Origin of the sequence: Streptomyces sp. NPDC102490, assembly GCF_044765285.1 — a bacterium.
Lineage (GTDB): Bacteria > Actinomycetota > Actinomycetes > Streptomycetales > Streptomycetaceae > Streptomyces.
Genome location: NZ_JBIWJU010000003.1, coordinates 510,664 through 530,631 on the forward strand (window position 1 = coordinate 510,664; position 19,968 = coordinate 530,631).

At 73.3% G+C, this 19,968-nt stretch carries 15 protein-coding genes; 5 read left to right on the forward strand and 10 right to left on the reverse strand.

The window, feature by feature from the left end:
• Positions 1-747 carry a sirohydrochlorin chelatase gene (locus ACIRGB_RS08910; protein WP_403860426.1) on the forward strand — a complete coding sequence of 249 codons (747 nt, stop codon included), beginning with the start codon at positions 1-3 and terminating at the stop codon, positions 745-747.
• 39 nt (positions 748-786) lie between these two features.
• Here the strand turns inward: ACIRGB_RS08910 and ACIRGB_RS08915 are convergent, their stop codons facing one another.
• Complete coding sequence (locus ACIRGB_RS08915; protein ID WP_403860429.1) at positions 787-1,335, reverse strand: DUF1697 domain-containing protein; 549 nt, start codon at positions 1,333-1,335, stop codon at positions 787-789.
• A gap of 354 nt (positions 1,336-1,689) precedes the next feature.
• On the opposite strand from ACIRGB_RS08915, the gene ACIRGB_RS08920 reads away from it, so the two are divergent.
• A complete protein-coding gene (locus ACIRGB_RS08920) occupies positions 1,690-3,960 on the forward strand; it encodes an MMPL family transporter (RefSeq protein ID WP_403860431.1) in 2,271 nt (756 codons plus the stop codon).
• Between the two features lie 74 nt (positions 3,961-4,034).
• On the opposite strand, the gene mgt is transcribed toward ACIRGB_RS08920, so the two are convergent.
• From mgt to ACIRGB_RS08945, 5 genes are all read right to left on the reverse strand, one after another.
• Entirely contained in the window at positions 4,035-5,291 is a 1,257-nt protein-coding gene (mgt, locus tag ACIRGB_RS08925; RefSeq protein ID WP_403860434.1) for a macrolide-inactivating glycosyltransferase, read from the reverse strand.
• Entirely contained in the window at positions 5,288-6,067 is a 780-nt protein-coding gene (gene erm(O), locus ACIRGB_RS08930) for a 23S rRNA (adenine(2058)-N(6))-methyltransferase Erm(O) (RefSeq protein ID WP_403860437.1), read from the reverse strand. The genes mgt and erm(O) overlap by 4 nt, the downstream gene beginning before the upstream one ends.
• 311 nt (positions 6,068-6,378) lie before the next feature.
• Positions 6,379-7,668 (reverse strand): ABC transporter substrate-binding protein, encoded by a 1,290-nt coding sequence (locus ACIRGB_RS08935; RefSeq protein ID WP_403860440.1) that lies wholly within the window; start codon positions 7,666-7,668, stop codon positions 6,379-6,381.
• On the reverse strand, positions 7,668-8,501 hold the full coding sequence (locus ACIRGB_RS08940) for a carbohydrate ABC transporter permease (RefSeq protein WP_403860442.1): 834 nt from the start codon (positions 8,499-8,501) through the stop codon (positions 7,668-7,670). Before ACIRGB_RS08940 ends, ACIRGB_RS08935 begins: the two co-directional genes overlap by 1 nt.
• Entirely contained in the window at positions 8,498-9,445 is a 948-nt protein-coding gene (locus ACIRGB_RS08945) for a carbohydrate ABC transporter permease (protein WP_403860445.1), read from the reverse strand. The genes ACIRGB_RS08940 and ACIRGB_RS08945 overlap by 4 nt, the downstream gene beginning before the upstream one ends.
• Positions 9,446-9,597: 152 nt before the next feature.
• On the opposite strand from ACIRGB_RS08945, the gene ACIRGB_RS08950 reads away from it, so the two are divergent.
• Entirely contained in the window at positions 9,598-10,464 is an 867-nt protein-coding gene (locus ACIRGB_RS08950; RefSeq protein WP_403860448.1) for a phosphotransferase enzyme family protein, read from the forward strand.
• A 32-nt stretch (positions 10,465-10,496) separates the two neighbouring features.
• Here ACIRGB_RS08950 and ACIRGB_RS08955 read toward each other — a convergent pair whose 3' ends face one another.
• The gene (locus ACIRGB_RS08955; protein WP_403860451.1) at positions 10,497-11,231 is read right to left on the reverse strand and encodes a 3'-5' exonuclease; all 735 of its coding nucleotides are present in this window, start codon (positions 11,229-11,231) and stop codon (positions 10,497-10,499) included.
• 117 nt (positions 11,232-11,348) lie between these two features.
• Entirely contained in the window at positions 11,349-12,596 is a 1,248-nt protein-coding gene (locus tag ACIRGB_RS08960) for an SAV2148 family HEPN domain-containing protein (RefSeq protein WP_403860454.1), read from the reverse strand.
• A 475-nt stretch (positions 12,597-13,071) separates the two neighbouring features.
• Here ACIRGB_RS08960 and glgX point away from each other — a divergent pair, with 475 nt between their 5' ends.
• Positions 13,072-15,180, forward strand: a complete 2,109-nt coding sequence (gene glgX / locus ACIRGB_RS08965; protein ID WP_403860457.1) for a glycogen debranching protein GlgX — start codon at positions 13,072-13,074, stop codon at positions 15,178-15,180.
• A gap of 68 nt (positions 15,181-15,248) precedes the next feature.
• Positions 15,249-17,747 carry a malto-oligosyltrehalose synthase gene (gene treY / locus ACIRGB_RS08970; protein WP_403860460.1) on the forward strand — a complete coding sequence of 833 codons (2,499 nt, stop codon included), beginning with the start codon at positions 15,249-15,251 and terminating at the stop codon, positions 17,745-17,747.
• A gap of 45 nt (positions 17,748-17,792) precedes the next feature.
• Here treY and ACIRGB_RS08975 read toward each other — a convergent pair whose 3' ends face one another.
• Together ACIRGB_RS08975 and ACIRGB_RS08980 are read right to left on the reverse strand one after the other, a co-directional pair.
• Positions 17,793-19,118 carry a M14 family zinc carboxypeptidase gene (locus ACIRGB_RS08975; protein ID WP_403860463.1) on the reverse strand — a complete coding sequence of 442 codons (1,326 nt, stop codon included), beginning with the start codon at positions 19,116-19,118 and terminating at the stop codon, positions 17,793-17,795.
• A 237-nt stretch (positions 19,119-19,355) separates the two neighbouring features.
• The gene (locus ACIRGB_RS08980) at positions 19,356-19,907 is read right to left on the reverse strand and encodes an FHA domain-containing protein (protein ID WP_403860466.1); all 552 of its coding nucleotides are present in this window, start codon (positions 19,905-19,907) and stop codon (positions 19,356-19,358) included.
• Between the last annotated feature and the right edge of the window lie 61 nt (positions 19,908-19,968).

Here is a 19,968-nt window from a genome sequence, read left to right on the forward strand (position 1 = left end):
ATGTCCGCGCCGGTCCGCCCCGTCCTCCTGGTCGTCGCCCACGGCAGCCGCGACCCGCGGCACGCCGCGACCGTGCACGCCCTGGTCCGCCGGGTCAGGGCGCTGCGCCCGGACGTGCGGGTGGAGACCGGCTTCCTGGACTTCAACGTCCCCTCGGTGCAGGGGCTGCTCGAGTCCCTGGACGCGGAGGGCGTGCGGGACGTGGTGGCCCTCCCGCTGCTGCTGACCCGCGCCTTCCACGCCAAGGCGGACATCCCCGCGGTCCTGGCGGCGGCGCCGCCGCGCCTCAGGATCCGGCAGGCCGAGGTGCTCGGCCCCTCGCCGCTGCTGCTGTCGGCGCTGGAGCGGCGCCTGTACGAGGCGGGTCTGACGCCCGCCGACAAGTCCTCGACCGGGGTCGTGCTGGCCTCGGCGGGGTCCTCCGACCCGGAGGCGATCGCAGTGATCGCTGATATCGCGCGGGAGTGGCGGCACACCGGTTGGTGCGCCGTGCGGCCTGCGTTCGCCTCCGCATCCCTTCCGCGCACCGAGGACGCGGTACGGCGGCTGCGCGAGCTGGGCTGTGCGCGGGTCGCCGTCGCCCCGTACGTCCTGGCGCCCGGGTTCCTGCCGGACCGCATCGCGCGGGGCGCGGCCGGCGCGGATGTGCTCGCGGACGTGCTGGGTCCGGCGCCGGAGGTGGCGCGGGTCCTGCTGGAGCGGTACGACGCGGCGCGGATGCCGGTGGCCCTGGCGGTCGGGGCCTGAGGGTGTGAGGGGCCTGAGGGGTCTGAGGGCGGGCGCCGGTCAGGGACCCGTCAGCTCCACGAGCTTGGTGACCGTGTTCCAGTTGCGGCTGGTGGCGATCACGCCCTTGGTGACCCGGGGCTTGGCGAGGGCCTCGGCGAGCTTGGAGCGGCCCAGGCCGTCCGGCGCGTAGAGGTACAGGGCGCGGTCGCCGAGGCGGAACTCCTCGGGGCGGAAGGCCGGTGCGTCGATCGCCGCGAAACGCTCCTGGTCGACCGGCGCGGAGAAGTAGGTGACGTGCAGCTGCCTGGCCTCCAGCTCGGCGGCCGGGAAGGGGCACGCCTCGACGATCCCCTTGAGGTAGGCGTGGTCGCGCACGATCACGTCCACCGGGAAACCGAACCGCTTCCCGATCGCCTCCGTCAACTCCGCGGCCAGCGAGTCCTCGTCGCCGTGGGCGGAGGCGAAGACGGCCTGCCCGCTCTGCAGATGGGTGCGTACGGCGTCGTGCCCGAGGGAGGTCAGCAGCGCGCGCAGGTCGGCCATCGGGACCTTCCTGCTGCCGCCCACGTTGATCCCGCGCAGCAGCGCCGCGTACATGGTCGTCATCCGCACACCATAGAACGGCCGTCGTGCCCCGTGGGGGTGGGCACGACGGCCGGGCCCGCGCCGGGCGGACGTGCGCGCCACTCTCGCCGATACGGCGCGCGGGGTTCAACCACTCCACGCCCCTGTGACTCAATCAACAACCTTTCCATGGGGCCGGCCCCGCTCCCCGGCGTCCCCGGTAGATGTAAGGGACCGGTGTCCTCCTCAGCGGTGAGGGCGGCGATACGGAGGGATGAGGGCGGGGCCGCCGCACGTCACCGAGGAGTACGACGCGACGGCCTTATGCGGGCCATACCTTCGAAACGCAAGGTGGCGGCAGGGGGCCGGCACCGCTCACGAGGGGGCAGGCCGGTCATGGGGAACCGAGAGACACGGGTGCGGGGCATAGCCGCCCGGGCGGGCGGCTGGAGTGCCCGGCACCGCTGGGCCGCCGTCGGGATCTGGGTGCTGTTCGTCGTCCTGGCGATGGGGCTCGGTTCGGCGGCCGGCCGGGTCGACGTCAAGGACAGCGACCAGATGGGGGGCGAGACGCACACCGCCGCCAGGATCGTCGAGGACGCCGGGATCGACGAGCCGGCCGGTGAGACGGTCCTGATCCAGGCGACGTCCGGTGATGTGAAGGCCACGGACGCCGAGTTCCGGGCCGCGGTCGGCGCGGTCGTCGCGGCGGTGGAGAAGACCGGCGAGGTCACCGGCGTGACCTCGCCGTACGACGCGAAGACGATCTCGAAGGACGGCCGCAGCGCGCTGGTGCGGTTCGACATGCGCGGCGACGCGGACACCGCGGGCGAGCGGGTCGAGCCGGTGCTGAAGGCGGTCCAGGGCGTCCAGGACGCGCACGAGTCGCTGCGGATCGAGGAGATCGGCGGCGCCAGCATGGCGAAGACGTTCGACGACGCGTTCGGCGACGACTTCAAGAAGGCCGAGTACTCGGCGGTGCCGGTGGCCCTCGGCATCCTGCTGGTCGCGTTCGGCGCGCTGGTGGCGGCGCTGGTCCCGGTGGCGCTCGCGATCACCGCGATCATGGCGACCATCGGTCTGATGGGCCTGGTCAGCCACGTCCAGCCGATGAGCGAGACCGCGAACTCCGTGATGCTGCTGGTCGGTCTGGCCGTCGGCGTCGACTACTGCCTGTTCTACCTGCGCCGGGAGCGCGAGGAGCGCGCCGCCGGACGGGACGCGCAGACGGCGCTGAGGATCGCCGCCGCCACCAGTGGCCGGGCGATCGTGGTCTCGGGTGTGACGGTGTGCGTGGCGATGGCGGGCATGCTGTTCACCGGCATCGCCGAGTTCGAGGCGATGGGCCTGGCCTCGCTGATGGTGGTCGCGGTCGCCATGGTCGGCTCCGTGACGGTGCTTCCAGCGCTGCTGTCCCTGCTGGGCGAGCGGGTGGAGAAGGGCCGGGTGCCGTTCCTGCGCCGCCGCCGGCCGAGCGGTGGCACGGGTGAGGGCAGCCGGTTCTGGACGGCCGTGCTCAAGCGCGTCCTGGCCCGGCCGTTGCCGGCCGCCGTGATCGCCGTCGGCGCGCTGCTGGCCGTGGCCGCGCCCGCCCTCGGCATGAAGACGCAGAACCTCACGCTGGACCAGGAGTTCGGCGACTCGCTGCCCATCGTGCAGACGTACAACCGGGTCAACGACGCCTTCCCCGGCGGTTCCGACCCGGCCGAGGTGGTCGTGAAGGCCGACGACATCAACGCGCCCGAGGTGCGGGCCGCCCTCGCCGACTTCCGGGAGCGGGCGATCAGTTCGGGTGCCTCGCGCGGGCCGGTGGACATCACCCTGCACGACGAGCAGAACGTCGCCCTGGTTTACGTCCCGCTGGTCGGCGGCTCCGACCAGGACAAGGCGGGCGAGAGCCTGGACACACTGCGCGACGAGGTGCGGCCCGCGACGCTGGGCAAGGTCGACGGCGTCGAGGCCCCGGTCACCGGGCAGGTGGCCGGCAACAAGGACTTCAACGACCAGCTCGTCGGATCGGTCCTGCCGGTCTTCGCCTTCGTCGTGGTCTTCGCCTTCCTGCTGATGCTGCTGTCGTTCCGCTCGCTGACGATCGCGCTCACCTCGATCGTGCTCAACCTGCTGTCGGTGGGCGCGGCGTACGGCATCCTGGTCGCCGTCTTCCAGCACGGCTGGGGCGCCTCGCTGGTCGGCGCCGAGGGCGTGGGCGCCATCATCACGTGGCTGCCGCTGTTCCTCTTCGTGATCCTGTTCGGCCTGTCGATGGACTACCACGTGTTCGTGGTCTCCCGGATCCGCGAGGCCCGGCTGCGCGGTCGCTCCACCCGGGATGCCATCCGGCACGGCGTGGTCACCACGGCGGGGGTCGTCACCAGCGCCGCCGTCATCATGGTCGCGGTGTTCGCCATCTTCGGCACGCTGTCCATGCAGTCGATGAAGCAGATGGGGGTGGGCCTGGCGGCGGCCGTGCTGATCGACGCGACGATCATCCGGGGCGTGCTGCTTCCGGCCGTGATGTCCCTGCTCGGCGAGCGCAACTGGTACCTGCCCAAGTGGCTGCACCGGCTGCCGGACCTGACCCACGACGAGTCGCCCGAAACGATCGCGGCACCGGTGCGGGACGGCGAGGGCGAGCGCGGGGAACGGGGTGAGCCGGTCGGGGTCTGACCGGCGCGCCACCACGGCCGCAGGGCCTGCCGGTTCCGGGGGAACCGGCAGGCCCTGCGGTGTGCGGCGGGGAATCAGCCCCGCGCGGCGGCCAGTTCGGCCTCGATGAGGTCGGCGGCCCGCCGGGTGCCGCCCTCCTGGGCCATCTGCGCCTGGATCTCCTTCAGGCGCGCCGCCACCTCCGGGTCGTCGACCAGGGCGAGGGCGGCGGCGCGCAGCGCCTCGGCGGTGGCCTCCTCAGTGGGGATCGTGCGGGCGACGCCGAGGCCCTGGAGCATGTCGGCGTTGCCGAACTGGTCCGCGGCCTGCGGTACGGCGATCATCGGCGTGGCGGTCGCCAGGCCCTCCTGGCTGCCGCCCGCGCCCGCGTGGGTGACGAACAGGTCGGCCTGCTGGAGGACCGCCAACTGCGGCACCCAGGTGCGCACTTCCACGGTGTCCGGTACGTGGCCCAGCTCGGCCGGGTCGATGTGCCGGCCCACCTGGAGCACGGTGTGCCAGCCGGGCAGCTCGCCGAAGGCCCGGACGCACTCCCGGTAGAACCCGGGCTGCTTGGTGAAGGCGGACCCCAGGGAGACGAGGACGACCTTCTCGGCGCCCTCGGGACGGGTCCAGCCGCCCTCGGCGGTGCGGTCCCCCTGGCAGGCGCCGACGAAGGTGTACGTCGTCTCGTCCACCCGGTCGGCCTGGGGCTGGAGCGCCTTGGGGATCAGCACCAGGGAGCGGTCGGGGCGGCCGACGAACGGGTCGGGGTGGTCGGTGATCCCGTTCTCCGCCAGCCAGGCGCGGAAGCGGGCGTAGTAGGCCTGCCCGCGTTCGGTCTTCAGCGGCTCCTCCCACATCGGCTCGCCGACCTCCTGCTCGTACCCCTCCCAGGCGACCATGCAGGGCGACAGGGAGATCACGGGCACGTCCCAGCGGCGGCCCAGGACGCGGGCGGCGTAGGAGCCGATGTCGTGCAGGACCAGGTCCGGCTCGTCCCCCTCGTACGCCTCGGCGAGCTGCGGGAGCGCCTGGATGGCGTCGTCCAGGAAGGGCTCCACGTTGTCCAGCAGGGTGCTCCCCCACGCCTCCGGGTCGGCGTCGGGGCCGGGCAGCGTGCTGTTCCAGAGCTTGGGTTCGGCGCCCGCCTCGGCGACCTTGCCCGCAAGGAGCGGCGGGATCGCGTACGTCACCCGGTGCCCTCGCGCGACGAGTTCGCGGATCACCTCCAGGCTGGGGTTCACGTGGCCGTGTGCGGCGATGGAGAACATGGCGATGTGCGCGGGGCGAGTGGTCATGTCCGTACCGTACGCGAGACGAGACGTCTCGTGCAACCAGTTTCGCCTCATGCCGTCAGCTCCTCGTGCAGCCGCAGCCACCGGTCGGGCGCGACCTCGCCGACGAGGGTCCCGGGATCGAGCCGGGCGGCCCGGAACGCCGCGTCCACCCGGCGCCGGGGGTGGGCGCGGCGCAGGGACGCGTGCAGCGAGCCGCCGACGCCCGAGAAGCCCAGCTCCACCAGGTCCGCCCAGCCGCGGCGGGCGGCACCGGTGAGCAGCGGAGCGGGACGGCGTTCGATCCGCAGGATGCCGGCGTCGACGCGCGGCGCCGGGCGGAAGCGGTGCCGGCCCACCCGGCCCACCAGCCGCCACTCGTGGCGCGGCCAGGTCAGCACCGTGAGCAGGGTCCAGCGGCCGTAGTCGCCGGTGCGTTTGCGGGCGTATTCGAGCTGGGTGATGAGGGTGGCGTCGGTGAGGCCGGGTGCGGACAGGCACCAGTCGACGATGGCGGCGGTGCGCGAGAAGGGCACGTTCCCGGCGACGGCGAACGGGGTGCGCGGGGGCCGGGCGGTGAGGAAGTCACCGGCGACGACGTGGACGTGGGGGCGGTGCGCGAAACGGGCGCGGAGCCCGGGGACGAGCCGGGGGTCGATCTCGTAGGCGTGCAGCTCGCGGCTGCGGCGGGCGAGCGGCTCGGTGAGGGCGCCGTCGCCCGCGCCCACTTCGAGCAGCAGCGGCGGGCGCCCCCGGTCGGGGGCGGCGAGGCGCGCGACCCGTTCGGCGGTGGCGCGGTCGGCGAGGAAGTTCTGCGAGAGCGTGCGGGCACGCGGGGTGGGGCGGGCCATGGCCTGCGGTCCTTGTCTTCCGGGACAGGAGGGGAAAAGGGCAGCCGAAGGCCCTGACCGGAAGACGAAGGCAAAAAGGGGATGCGGAGGCTCAGCCCCGCCGCGCACGCGTGAGGCGTGCGGGACGCGTCGAGTGCGTCAGCGGCGGGGGGTCCCCGGGCCGGTCAGGGCTCCGGGGCCGCGACGCATCCTGATGGAGTACGTGCAGCCCCGGCCGAGACCGGAGTTGAAGATCGCGTTGAAAGCTGCCACGGAGGGGACGTTAGGCGGGCGCGTGCCCGCCGGGCAACGGGTTTTCGCGCGGGCGGCCGTCAGCGCTGGTAGCGGGCGAGTACGAGGTTGCCGTCCTCCTCCAGCCGGTGGCGCAGTTCGTCCATGCCGATCGCCCCGCTGTAGTACTCCTGGAACGCCGGGGTCGCCACCTTGTCCTTCCACTCGGCGTAGCCCCGCACGGACTGCGCGGGCGCCGAGCGCAGGTGGGCGGCGAGCGCGGTGCCGGTGGCCCAGCCGTGCTCGGGCGTGTGCAGGGCGGGGTCCTTCAGGGCCTGCTCGCCGGTGGGCAGCATCCAGTCGCCGAGCGCGAGGCGCACCATGTTGTCCGGCTGGAGCAGGAAGTCGACGAACGCGGCGGCTTCCTTCTTGTGCGGGCTGTCCTCGGCGATGGACAGGGTCTGCGGGCTGACCCCCTGGGCGAGCCCGTCGGCACCGGCCGGGGCGGGCAGCACCTGCCAGTCGAAGCCCTCGGGTGCCTGCTGCTCGATCTGCTGGCGGTAGGAGAAGCCGAGCGGCACCATCGCGTACCTGCCCGCGAAGAAGCCGGGCAGGGTGTCGGAGCCGCCGCTGCCCAGGGTGGTGGGCGAGGCGCTGCGGTCGGTGCCGACCTGGTCGCGGACGGTGCGGGGCACCACCTGGTCGCCGTCCTCGAAGCGGACGGTCACTTTGCCGTCGGCGCCCCGGTGGAACAGCTTCCCGCCGGTGGACAGGGCGAGGTTGAGGGTGGCGGAGACGGGCTCCTTGAGCGGCCAGGCCACCCCGTACGTGCCGTCGCCGCTCAGCTCCTTCGTCACCTGCCGGAACTCCGCCCAGCTCCAGGGGTGTTCGGGCGTCGGGATCCGGATGCCGGACTTCCGGAGCAGGGTCGCGTTGGCGATCAGCACCCGCGGCTCCTGGAGGAAGGGCACGCCGTAGACGCCGTCGCCGAAGGTGACCGTCTCCCAGCTGTGCCGCGGTATGTCCGACGTCAGCCGCGCGGGCAGCAGTCCGGTGAGGTCGGCGAGGTAGCCGCCGTAGGCGAAGTCGGCGAGGTCGTCGGAGGCGTCGTGGATGATGTCGGGCGCCTCGCCGCCCTCGAAGGAGGTGAGCAACTGGTCGTGGACGCTGTCCCAGCTGCCCTGGACGTACTCGACGCGCACGTCCGGGTGGGTGGCGTTCCACTCCCGCACCAGTTCCTTGTTGGCCCGCACCGACTCGTCCTGCCAGGCCAGGGACTGGAAGCGCAGGGTGATCCGGCCGTCGTCCGCCCCGTCGCCGCCGTCCGAGCAGCCCGCGAGGAGCAGGGTCACGCAGGCGAACAGGGTCACGATCCTCGTACCCGCCCGCATCAGCTCTTCACCGCCCCGGCGAGCATGCCGCCCGTGATCCGCCGCTGGATGAGCGCGAAGACCACCAGGGAGGGCAGGGTCGCGAGGAAGGCGGCCGCGGCGAGCGGTCCGAGGTCGGCGACGCCCTCGGCGCCGATGAAGTGGGTGAGGACCACGGGCAGGGTCTGTTTCTCCGGTGTCTTCAGCAGGACCAGCGCGAAGAAGAACTCGTTCCACGCGGTGATGAACGCGAACAGGGCCGTCGCCACGATCCCTGGCGCGAGCAGCGGCGCGGTCACCGAGACCAGGGTCCGCAGCCGCCCCGCGCCGTCCACCGCGGCCGCCTCCTCCAGCTCGCGCGGTACGGCGCGGACGTAGCCGGCGAGCATCCACAGCGCGAACGGCAGCGACCACACGACGTACACCATCACCAGGCCGGGAACCGAGTTGATCAGGCCGAGGTTCTTCAGGACCAGGAACAGCGGGATGATCAGCAGGACGAAGGGGAACGCCTGGCTGACCACGACCCACCCGGTGGCCGCCTTGGTGAGCCGGCCGCGGCGGCGGGCCATCACGTACGCCATCGGCGTCGCGATCAGCACCGCGACCACGGCGGCACCGAGCGCGGCGAGCAGCGAGTTGAGCCCGGCGTGCAGCAGCGGCTGCTCGTCGAAGGCCTGCCGGAAGTTGTCGAGGGTGGGGTCCTTCGGAATCCAGGTGGGGTGCAGACCGGCCAGCTCGCGCGGCGGTTTGAAGGCGATGGAGATCAGCCAGAGGAACGGGAAGGCCAGGAAGACCAGGTAGGCCAGGAGTGCGGCGTACTGGCCCGTGCGGGCCGCGGTCGAGGTTCTCACGCCTCGTCACCTCCCTTGGCTTCGCCCCGGAGCCGGCCGGCGAGGAAGACGGCCAGCAGGATCGAGATCACGGCGACCATGACGCAGCCCATCGCCGCCGCGTAGCCGAACTGGCCGTAGCGGAAGGCCTCCTCGTAGGCGAAGAGCATGGGCAGCCGGGTGCGGCCGCCGGGGCCGCCGTTGGTCAGCACGTAGACCAGGGCGAAGGAGTTGAAGTTCCAGATCAGGTTGAGCGCGGTGATGGCGAGTGCGACCGGTCTGAGGGCCGGCCAGGTGACCGTGCGGAAGCGGCGCCAGGCTCCCGCGCCGTCCACCGCGGCCGCCTCATGCAGCTCGCGCGGGGTGTTCTGCAGTCCGGCGAGCAGGGCGACCGTCGTCTGCGGCATGCCGGCCCAGACGCCGACGACGATGACGGCGGGCAGGGCGGTGCCGAGGCCGCTGAGCCAGTCGTGGCCGCCGCCGAGTCCGAGGTCGCGCAGGGTCTCGTTGAGGATGCCCGCGTCCGTGTTGTAGACCAGCCGCCACATGATGCCGACGACGACCTCGGGCATCGCCCAGGGGATGATCGCCAGGGCCCGGGCCAGCCAGCGCAGCCGGAGGTTCTGGTTGAGCAGCAGGGCGAGGCCGAGGGCGAGCAGGAACTGCGGCACGGTCACCCCGACGGCCCACACCAGGCCGATCCGGAACGACTCCCAGAACAGCGTGTCGTGCAGCAGGTCCTGGAAGTTCAGGGTGCCGATCCACCGGGTGGGCTCTGTGCGGCCCGACTGGGCGTCGGTGAACGCCAGCAGGATGCCGTACAGCAGCGGCCCCACGCTGAGGACCAGGATGGGGATGAGCGCGGGCAGTACCAGGAACCAGGCGCCGTGGTCCGGCGCGCCCCGTGGGGCGTCCCAGCCGGGCGCACGGCGCGCCCGTCTTCTCGGCTCGGTCACCGATGTCACGTGATCAACCCCTGTGCGCGGCTCGGACGGGCCTGGTCATGGTCGTGAAGTGACCGCGTCCCGTCAAGGGCCCCGGACCTGCTCCCACCTGTGCGAATGGGACACTGGCCGACGGACGGCGGGAACCGGTACGGACACGGAGGCACGGGACGATGGACGAGGCACGGGCGCGGGAGGTGCTGGCCGCGGCGGGGGTGCTGCCCGGGCCGGCGTCCGAGGCGCGGCTGCTGGCGCTCGGCGAGAACGCGGTGTTCGCCGCCGGGGGCCTGGCCGTCAAGGTCGGCCGCGACGCCGAACTCCTCGGGCGGGCGCGCCGGGAACTGGCCGTCGCGCTCTGGCTGGAGGAGGCGGGCGTCCCGGCGGTGCGGGCGGCCGAGCCGACGGCGCGGTCCGTCGAGGGGCACCCGGTGACCGTGTGGCGGCGGCTGCCCGAACCGGTGCGGCCCACCGAGCCCCGGGACGTGGCGGCACTGCTCCGGCTCGTGCACGAACTGCCCCTCCCCTCCTCCTTCGAGCTGCCGCCCCGCGAGCTGCTGGGCGGGGTGGAACGCTGGCTGCGGCTCGCGGGCGACGTGATCGACCCCGCGGACGCCGCCTATCTGCGCGAGCGCCGGGACGGCTTCGCGTCGGCCGCCGCCGCGCTCACCCCGCACCTGACGCCGGGGCCCATCCACGGGGACGCGCTGCCCCGCAACGTGCACGTCGGTCCGGACGGGCCGGTCCTGATCGACCTGGAGACCTTCTCCGCCGACCTGCGCGAGCACGACCTCGTGGTGATGGCGCTGAGCCGTGACCGCTACGGGCTGCCCGCGAAGGCGTACGACGCCTTCACCGCGACCTACGGCTGGGACGTGCGCGAGTGGGACGGCTGCGCGGTGCTGCGCGGGGCCCGGGAGACCGCCAGCTGCGCCTGGGTGGCCCAGCACGCGCCGAGCAACCCGAAGGCACTGGCCGAGTTCGAACGCAGGGTGGCGTCGCTTCGGGACGGGGACCCCGAGGTGCGCTGGTACCCCTTCTGACCCCCGCCGTCCGGCCCGCCGGCCGGTCCGGGTCAGACCCGCTCGTCGGCCGGCTCCCCGGCCGCCTCGCGCAGCGGCCAGGTCCCGTCGACGACGGCCGTGGCCTCGCCCTTGCGGCGCAGGAAGCTCTGGAAGTCCGCCGCCCACTCGGCGTACCACTCGATCTGGCGGCGGTGCAGGTCCGCCGGGCCGAGGGCCGCGACCTTGGGGTGGCGGCCGGCTATCGCGCAGGCCAGCCGGGCGGCGGCGAGGGCGTCGGCCGCGGCGTCGTGGGCGGCGTCGAGCGGGACACCGTACTCCCGGCAGACCGCTTCCAGATTGCGCTTGCCCCGGCGGTAGCGGTCGACAGCGCGGTCGATGGTGTACGGGTCGATGACCGGGGCGGGGTCCAGGCCGCCCAGGCGCTCGCGCAGGGACGGCAGTCCGTGGCGCCGCAGCTCGGCGGAGAGCAGGGTGAGGTCGAAGGCCGCGTTGTAGGCGACGACCGGGACGCCGGCCTTCCAGTGGTCCGCGAGGACATCGGCGATGGCGTCGGCGACCCGGTCGGCGGGGCGGCCCTCGGCGGCCGCGCGCTCGTTGCTGATGCCGTGCACCGCGACCGCGTCCGCCGGGATCTCCACTCCGGGGTCGGCCAGCCACTCCCGCCGGCCGAGCGGCTCGGAGCCCCTGACCTCGATCACGGCTCCGGTGACGATGCGCGCCCGGTGCGGATCGGTGCCCGTCGTCTCCAGGTCGAAGCCGATCAGCAGCTCGCGGTGCCAGCCCATGGGCGGTCCCCCTTCTCGGTGGTGCTTTCCCCCAGTGGTCTCCACCCTCCCACGGGCCACTGACAATCAGAGGATCGCATTCCGCTTACCCCCGCTCCGGGCCCGGGGGGGCGGTGTTCACGACACCGGGCGCGAATCCGCCCACATCAGCTCGAACTCCTCGCGGTAGGTGGGGAAAAGTCCGCCTTCTTCGAGCCGGTCCGACTTCACGACCTTTCCGCCGTTGCGCCCGTTGCGCAGGACGAGGACCGGCGCCTCCATGCCCCGCGTGCGGCGCAGGTAGGACTGGACGACCGCGATGCCGTCGGCGCCGTCCCCGTCGACGAGGTAGGCCGTGAAGCGGGGCGTCTCGTCGAAGACCTGGATCTCGAAGGCGCCCGGGTCCCGCAGCCGGGCCCGCACGCGGCGCATGTGCAGGATGTTCGTCTCCACGGCGCGGCTCAGCTCGCCCCGTTTGATGCCCAGTTCGCGCTCGCGGCGCTTGATGGCGCTGGAGGCCGGGTTCAGGAAGAGCAGCCGCACCCGGCCGCCCGCCTCGGCCATCCGCAGCAGGCGGCGGCCGGAGAAGTTCTGCACCAGCAGGTTGAGGCCGATGCCGAGGGCGTCCACCCGGCGGGCGCTGCCGAACAGGTCCTCGGCGGGGAACTGGCGCAGCAGCCGCACCCGGTCCGAGTGCACGGCGACCACGTCGGCGTAGCGGTCCCCGACCAGGTCCTCCACGGCGTCCACCGGGAGCCGGCGCGCGGACGGCACGTCGCTGCCCGCGCCGAGCACCTCGAGCAGCCGCGCGGAGGCCCGTTCGGCCTGGTTCAGGACCGCCTCGGACAGGGCCCGGTTGCGGGAGACGACGTTGCGGGTGACCTCCAGCTCGTCCAGGGCGAGTTCGACGTCGCGGCGCTCGTCCACGTAGGGCTCGAAGCAGGGCCAGTGCTGCACCATCAGCTCGCGCAGCTGGGGCAGGGTGAGGAAGCTGAGGACGTTGTCGTCGGCCGGGTCGAGCAGATAGCCCTTGCGGCGGCTGACCTCCCGCACCGCGACCGCGCGCTGCACCCACTCCTGGCCCGCGGGTCCGGCGGCGGCGACCACCCAGTCGTCGCCGTGGACCGGTTCGTAGACCGGCCGCAGGACGGCGGCCACGACGGCGCGCAGCCGCTGCTCGACGAGATTCAGCCAGATGTAGGCCCGGCCCGCCCGCTGCGCACGCGTGCGCACCTCGCGCCAGGCCCCGGCGTCCCAGTCCAGCTCCGGACCGATCGCGCCCGCGTTCATGGGCCGCGCCAGGGACACCGCACCGGGCGGGACGTCCGTGGAGTTCCCCTGGTGACCCTCGTCACCAGGAGGCAGCTCCAGCCCTCCCGAGCCCACCCGAGTACCGCCTTCCGCTCCCCCGGACACTGCCGGGGACACCCCGTCCCAACGATCAAGGAAGGGTACTCCGGGAGCGGTCCGCGGTGCAGCCCGATGGACGGGCCGGTTTTGCCAACCTCCTTGATCCGCAGGCGTGTTCCTTCCATGCTCACACCGGGGAGTGAGGGGATTCATAGCGGTGACGTGGGCGGGTACCAGAACGGTGGCTTCGCGCCCGTTCCCCGGCATCGTGCGGGGGGAACGTCCCAAGGGTGGGTAGGAGGACGTACGTGCTAGCGCCTGTCGGCGGACCAGGCCGCGGGAAGGGAACGGTTCATGACCAGCGCAGGCGAGCGGCCGCATCGGGCCCCGCGTCTGCGGCAGGATCCGCCGGACAGGCCCCCAGGGTGGTCGCCTCACTTTCGGGGAGACTTCCGGGGACTCGGAGCCAAGGCGTCCGCACCGGCGCCCCTCACCTGAAAGAGTCGTGTTCATGCAGGTCTGGCCTGGAGAGGCGTATCCACTCGGTGCCACGTACGACGGCGCCGGCACCAACTTCGCGGTCTTCACGGAGGCCGCCGAGCGAGTAGAGCTGTGTCTGCTGCACGACGACGGCTCGGAGACCGCGGTCGAACTGCGGGAGAGCGACGCCTTCGTGCGGCACGCCTACGTACCGGGGGTGATGCCGGGGCAGCGGTACGGGTACCGCGTGCACGGCCCGTACGCCCCGGAGCGCGGGCTGCGCTGCAACAGCGCCAAGCTGCTCCTCGATCCGTACGCGCGCGCGATCAGCGGGGCAATCCAGTGGGGCGAGGAGGTGTACGGCTACCACTTCGGCGAACCCGAACGGCGCAACGACCTCGACTCGGCCCCGCACACGATGACGTCGGTCGTGGTCAACCCGTACTTCGACTGGGGCGACGACCGCAGCCCCCGCACGGAGTACCACCACACGGTGATCTACGAGGCCCATGTGAAGGGCCTGACCATGCGGCACCCGGGCCTGCCGGAGGAGCTGCGCGGCACCTACGCGGCCCTCGCGCACCCGGCGCTGATCGAGCACCTCACGGATCTCGGGGTGACCGCGCTGGAGCTGATGCCGGTCCATCAGTTCGTCAACGACCACCGGCTGGTGGACATGGGCCTCAACAACTACTGGGGCTACAACACGGTCGGCTTCTTCGCCCCGCACAACGCCTACGCCTCCTGGGGCGACCGCGGCCAGCAGGTGCTGGAGTTCAAGTCGGCGGTCAAGGCGCTGCACGAGGCCGGGATCGAGGTGATCCTGGACGTGGTCTACAACCACACGGCCGAGGGCAACCACCTGGGCCCGACGCTGTCCTTCAAGGGGCTGGACAACCCCTCGTACTACCGGCTGGCCGACGACCCCCGCTACTACATGGACACCACGGGGACCGGGAACTCGCTGCTCATGCGGTCCCCGCACGTCCTCCAGATGATCATGGACTCGCTGCGCTACTGGGTCACCGAGATGCACGTCGACGGATTCCGCTTCGACCTCGCGGCCACCCTGGCCCGGCAGTTCCACGAGGTGGACCGGCTGTCGTCGTTCTTCGACCTGGTGCAGCAGGACCCGGTGGTCTCCCAGGTGAAGCTGATCGCCGAGCCGTGGGACGTCGGCGAGGGCGGCTACCAGGTGGGCAACTTCCCGCCGCTGTGGACCGAGTGGAACGGCAAGTACCGGGACACGGTGCGGGACCTGTGGCGCGGCGAGCCGCGCACCCTCGCGGAGTTCGCGTCCCGGCTGACGGGGTCCTCCGACCTCTACCAGGACGACGGGCGCCGCCCGCTGGCCTCGATCAACTTCGTGACCTGCCACGACGGCTTCACCCTGCACGACATGGTGTCCTACAACGACAAGCACAACGAGGCCAACGGCGAGGACAACCGGGACGGCGAGAGCCACAACCGCTCCTGGAACTGCGGTGTCGAGGGCGATACCGACGACCCGGCGGTGCTGGAGCTGCGGGCGCGGCAGATGCGCAACTTCATCGCCACCCTGCTGCTCTCCCAGGGCGTCCCGATGATCAGCCACGGGGACGAGTTCGCCCGCACCCAGCGGGGCAACAACAACGCCTACTGCCAGGACAACGAGCTGGCGTGGGTGGCGTGGCCCGAGGACGACCACGACCTGCTGCGGTTCACCCGCACGATGGTGTGGCTGCGCAAGGACCACCCGGTCCTGCGCCGGCGCCGCTTCTTCCACGGGCGCCCGGTGCAGGGCACCTACGACGAGCTGTCGGACATCGCCTGGTTCACCCCGGAGGGCGCGGAGATGACCCAGCGGGACTGGAACTCGGGGCGGGCCTCCGCGCTCACCGTGTTCCTGAACGGCAACGCGATCTCCGAGCCCGACCCGCGCGGGGAACGCATCGCCGACGACTCCTTCCTGCTGATGTTCAACGCCGGGCCGAAGCCGCTGGACTTCGTGGTGCCGGTCGACCACGGCCGGCAGTGGGAGGTGGTCGTCGACACCGCCCTCCCGGCGGGGGTGCCCGAGGGCACGGGGCCGAAGGTGCACGCCGGGGACCGGCTGACCCTGGTGGACCGGAGCCTGACGGTGTTGCAACGGCCGGTTTAGGCGGCTCCCCTGCACCCGTGCAGGGGGACGGTGACAGGAAAGGCGGCGGGGCGGGTACGTAGGTCTGCATGACACCTGAGCGACCCGACCCGGTGCCGTCCCCGGCCTCTCCCGCCTCCGCCGCCCCTCCCTCCGCCGCGTCCTCCGCCTCTTCCCCCGTCTCCCCCTCCGCCGTCCCGTCGGCCACCTACCGGCTCCAGTTGCAGCCGTCCTTCCCCTTCAAGGCCGCGGCGGCGGCCGTGCCGTACCTGGCCTCGCTCGGCGTGTCGCACCTGCACCTGTCGCCCGTCCTGGAGGCGGTCCCGGGCTCGCCGCACGGCTACGACGTCGTCGACCACGCGCGCGTGCGCGCCGAACTGGGTGGCGAGGAGGGGCTGCGGGCGCTGTCGCGCACCGCGCGGGAGCACGGTCTGGGCCTGGTGGTGGACATCGTGCCCAACCACATGGCGATGTCGCCGCGCCACAACCGGGCCCTGTGGGAGGTGCTGCGCGAGGGGCCCAGGTCGCCCTACGCGCGGTGGTTCGACATCGACTGGCAGGCGCAGGACGGCCGGCTGCTGCTGCCGGTGCTGGGCGCGCCGGTCGGCGAGGTGCTGGCCGACCTCCGGGTCGACGGCGACGTGCTGCGCTACCACGAGCACGTCTTCCCGCTGCGGGAGGGCACCGCGGACCTGCCGCTGCCGCGGCTGCTGGACGCGCAGTGGTACCGCCCGGTGTGGTGGCGGCTGGCCCGCACCGAGCTGAACTACCGGCGCTTCTTCAGCATCTCGGAGCTGATCGGCGTGCGGGTGGAGGACCCGGAGGTGTTCGAGGCCACCCACGGCACGATCCTGCGGCTGCTGCACGAGGGCGTGGTCGACGGACTGCGCGTCGACCATCCCGACGGCCTCGCCGACCCCGACGCGTACCTGGAGCGGCTGCACCGGGCGAGCGGCGGTCGGTGGACGGTGGTGGAGAAGATCCTCGCGGACGGTGAGCGGCTGCCGGCCGCCTGGCCCGTCGCCGGCACGACCGGCTACGACGCCCTGCGGCACGTCGACGGGCTCTTCACGGACCCCGCCGGGTACGGGCAACTGCTCGACGAGTACCGCCGGTTCGCCACCCCGGGGGCGGACCTGGGCGGGGACTGGGCGGCGACGGTGCGGCGCGCGGCGTACCGGGTGCTCACGCACGAGCTGGCCACCGAGCTGGACCGGCTGACCCGGGTGGCGCACCGCCTGTGCGTCGCGGCGCCGGAACCGGCCCTGCGCGACCGGGCGCCCTGGGCGCTGCGCACGGCCCTGCGGGAGCTGCTGGTGCGGCTGGAGGTGTACCGGCCCTACGCCTCGGTGGACGCGGCGACGGTCGTCACCGAGGAGGCGGCGGCCGAGGCGCGGCTCGCCTTCGCGGTGCCCGAGGAGGCCGGCGCGGTGGACGTCGTACGGGACCTGGTCCTGGGGCGGTACGGGGACGGCCCCGACCATGTGGAGTTCCGGACGCGGTTCGCGCAGACCGCGTCGGCGCTGCGCGCCAAGTCCGTCGAGGACACGGCCTTCTACCGCTACGTGCCGCTGCTGTCGGCGACCGAGGTGGGCGGCGACCCCGGCCGTCCGGCCGTGTCGCCGGAGGAGTTCCACGCGTACTGCGCGCGCGTGCAGCGCGACTGGCCCGCCACGGGCACGGTCGTCTCGACCCACGACACCAAGCGCAGCGCCGACGTGCGCGCCGCGCTGGCGGTGCTCACCGAGTGCCCCGAGCGGTGGGCGGACGTGCTGGCCGAGGTCACCGGGCTCACCGGGCCGGACGAGGGCCCGCCGGACGGGCAGCTGGCGTGGGCGGCCTGGCAGACGGTGTTCGGTCTGGGCCCGGCGGACGGGGAACGCGTGCGGGAGGCGCTGCTGAAGCATGTGCGCGAGGCGGGCACGCACACCAGCTGGACGGAGCAGGAGCCCGCGTACGAGGAGGCGGTGGCGCGGTTCGTGGCGGCGGGGCCGTGCGGCGCGCCCGGCGGGCGGGTGGCCGCCCTCCGCGACGCGCTCGCGCCGCACGTGCGGGCCAACGTCCTCGGCACGGCCCTGGCCCAGCTGACGATGCCGGGCGTACCGGACCTCTACCAGGGCAGCGAGCACGAGTACCTGGCGCTGGTGGACCCGGACAACCGCCGCCCGGTGGACTTCCCCGCCGCCGGGGACGAGGGCTGGGCCGGGGGCGCCGGGGAGAAGGCCGCGGTGACCCGCGCGGCGCTGGCGCTGCGGGCGCGGCGCCCCGGCACCTTCGGCGACGCGGGGACGTACGAGCCGCTCGCCGCCGAGGGCCCGGCGGCGGCCCACTGCGTGGCGTTCGCCCGCTCCGGCGGGGTCGTGACGGCCGTGACCCGGCTGTCGCTGCGGCTGGCGGAGGCGGGAGGCTGGCGCGGCACGACGCTGCCGCTGCCGCCCGGCAGGTGGGCCGACACGCTGGCGCCCGGACGGGAATTCACCGGGCACGCGCGCGTGGAGGACCTGTTCGCGGACACGCCGGTGGCGCTGCTGGAGCGGGTGGAAACGGCGGAGACGGCGGAGACGGCGGAGACGGCAGAGACGGCGTAGGGCGCAGGCGACAGAGGGGGTGCGGCGGGAGGGAGGCCGGGGGCGTCAGTCGCGGTGCATCGGCACCGCGGCCTCCGCACCCCGGCCGGGCTCACTGGGGCGGGAGCCGGTGCCGGCCCGCCGCCGGGCCAGTTCGAACGCGGCGAGCACCACCCGGGTCTGGTACTCCACCTGCCGCCCCACCGGTATCCAGTGCGCCGCGCAGCCGTCGCGGTAGTCGGCGCAGCCCTCGTCGACGAGCCGGTCCAGCTCGCCCAGGACGCCCGCCGGATCGCCCCCGGTGCGGGTGACCAGCTGGTGCAGCAGTCCCGCGGTCCGCAGCGACAGGCGCCGTCCGGCCAGCCGCAGCGCGATCAGGTGGGCCGTGTTCATCGGCGGCAGGGTGCGGCCCGTCCCGTCGTCGGTGTCCGGGTCCCAGGCGTCGGCGAGCCGGGGGCAGACCAGCAGGTAGTCGTCGACCGGTGCGAGCAGGTGCGCCGCCTCCGGCACATCGGCGAGATGGGGCCTGAGCCGGGCGAGGACCCGGTGCAGCCGCCGGGTGTCGTGGCGCAGGGTGCGGCTCACGGAGCGCAGCACCTCGTCGCGGTCGGCCGGGGGCGAGGGGTCCGCCACGGCCGCCACGGCCCACATGGGTGCCTCGACGACCGCGGTGACGGTCCCGTGCCGCCGCGGGTGGCACCACGTCGAGTCGACGGCCGCCTCGGTGATGGCGGCGGTGAGGTCGCCGCGGCGGGGCGGCGGGATGCGGTAGACGGCGGGCCCGAGGTCGGGCCAGTACAGGGTGTCGTAGGCGCCGAGTTCGCGGGGTATGCCGAGCCGGGCCGCGGTCTGGGCGATGCGCTGGGCGAGCCCCGGCAGGTCGTGGGTCAGCTCGACGAAACCGCCGCCGACGTCCACGCCGTGCAGGGAGCACTGGAGAAAGGGCCGCAGTTCGTCCTGGAGCGCGAGCAGGGTGCGGGTCTCGGGCAGCGTGGCGCGGTCCGGGCCGTCGGGCAGCCACTCGGGCTGCTCCAGGAAGCCTGGCCGGAAGAAGTTCCGGGCGTAGCGGCCCAGGGTGTAGGGGCCGGTGAGCCAGCCCTCGTTGCGGCGCAGACCGTCGGGGTCGACGCACAGCAGCAGGTTCCAGGTGGCGTCGGCGCCCTCGGTGAGCCGGGGGTCGGCGAGGGCCCGCTCGGCCAGCCGCAGAGCGGTGGCGCCGCCCACGGGTTCGTTCGCGTGCGGTCCGGCGACGACGAGGACCTGGCGGCCGCCGTGGCCGACGGAGAGCAGCAGCAGCGGGCTGCCCGCGCGGGAGGTGCCGACGCGGCGCAGCCGGGCGTGCCGGGGATGCCGGGCTACGAGTGCGGCGGCCCGGGCCTCCAGCTCGTCCACGGTCGGGTAGCGCAGGAGGGGCGGCAGGGCACACCTCCACGAAGCGGGCCGTCGGTTCACCTGGTGTGCGCGGTGTACGCACAGTCAGTCACGACTTGCGGGGTACGTCAACACCGCGAAAAGCAAAGGGTTTGCGCCACGGAAGCGACCGCGACTCCGGGTGAAGCGCGGGCCATGAATCTCTCCGGTCCGCGTCGGAACGCCCGTCCCCGGAGGCTGAGAAGCAGGCCGGTCGGGTCAGCTCGCCGCCAGGCGGAAGGCCATCCCGCCGAAGCCGATCTGGTCGCCCTCGCGGACGACGGCCGCGCCGATCACCCGCCGCCCGTTGACCGTGGTGCCGTTGGTGGAGCCCAGGTCACGCAGCACCCACATGCCGCCCTGGAGGCTGAGTTCCGCGTGCACCCGGGAGACCGTCTCGTGGCTCAGCCGCAGTCCGCTGGCGGGGTCGCGCCCTATGCGCAGCGGACGACCGGTGCCGGGGTGGGGCAGCAGCAGCTTGGGCAGCCGCTCGGCCCGCCACGCCCGGCCGAGCCGTACGCCGAACCCGGACACCGCCTCGACGGTGCCGAAAACCAGCCGCGACAGCCGGCTCTCGGTGCGCAGGTCGGCGGTGAGCGCGGCCAGCTCGTCCAGACGGCGGGCGGCGAGCGCCAGCTCCATCCGGCGGAGGAAGGTGTCGTGCGACAGGCGCCCCATGGCGACACCGTCCCGGAGCACGTTCAGCGCCTTGTCGCGCTCCGCGTCGGACAACCGCGCGGAGTACACGGGGAACTCGAAGGACGACGTCACGCAGCTGATTGTGGGTCAGCCGCGCCGGAGTGTCCAGCAGTCGGTGTGCCGGCCGGGGCGG

What these genes read in the sequence shown, in the direction of transcription:
- ACIRGB_RS08935 (WP_403860440.1), bottom strand. Translation starts at nt 7,668, where the DNA reads ATGCGGGCGGGTACGAGGATCGTGACCCTGTTCGCCTGCGTGACCCTG.
- ACIRGB_RS08950 (WP_403860448.1), top strand. Translation starts at nt 9,598, where the DNA reads ATGGACGAGGCACGGGCGCGGGAGGTGCTGGCCGCGGCGGGGGTGCTG.
- ACIRGB_RS08920 (WP_403860431.1), top strand. Translation starts at nt 1,690, where the DNA reads ATGGGGAACCGAGAGACACGGGTGCGGGGCATAGCCGCCCGGGCGGGC.
- treY (WP_403860460.1), top strand. Translation starts at nt 15,249, where the DNA reads ATGACACCTGAGCGACCCGACCCGGTGCCGTCCCCGGCCTCTCCCGCC.
- ACIRGB_RS08910 (WP_403860426.1), top strand. Translation starts at nt 1, where the DNA reads ATGTCCGCGCCGGTCCGCCCCGTCCTCCTGGTCGTCGCCCACGGCAGC.
- ACIRGB_RS08955 (WP_403860451.1), bottom strand. Translation starts at nt 11,231, where the DNA reads ATGGGCTGGCACCGCGAGCTGCTGATCGGCTTCGACCTGGAGACGACG.
- ACIRGB_RS08915 (WP_403860429.1), bottom strand. Translation starts at nt 1,335, where the DNA reads ATGACGACCATGTACGCGGCGCTGCTGCGCGGGATCAACGTGGGCGGC.
- glgX (WP_403860457.1), top strand. Translation starts at nt 13,072, where the DNA reads ATGCAGGTCTGGCCTGGAGAGGCGTATCCACTCGGTGCCACGTACGAC.
- mgt (WP_403860434.1), bottom strand. Translation starts at nt 5,291, where the DNA reads ATGAGGCGAAACTGGTTGCACGAGACGTCTCGTCTCGCGTACGGTACG.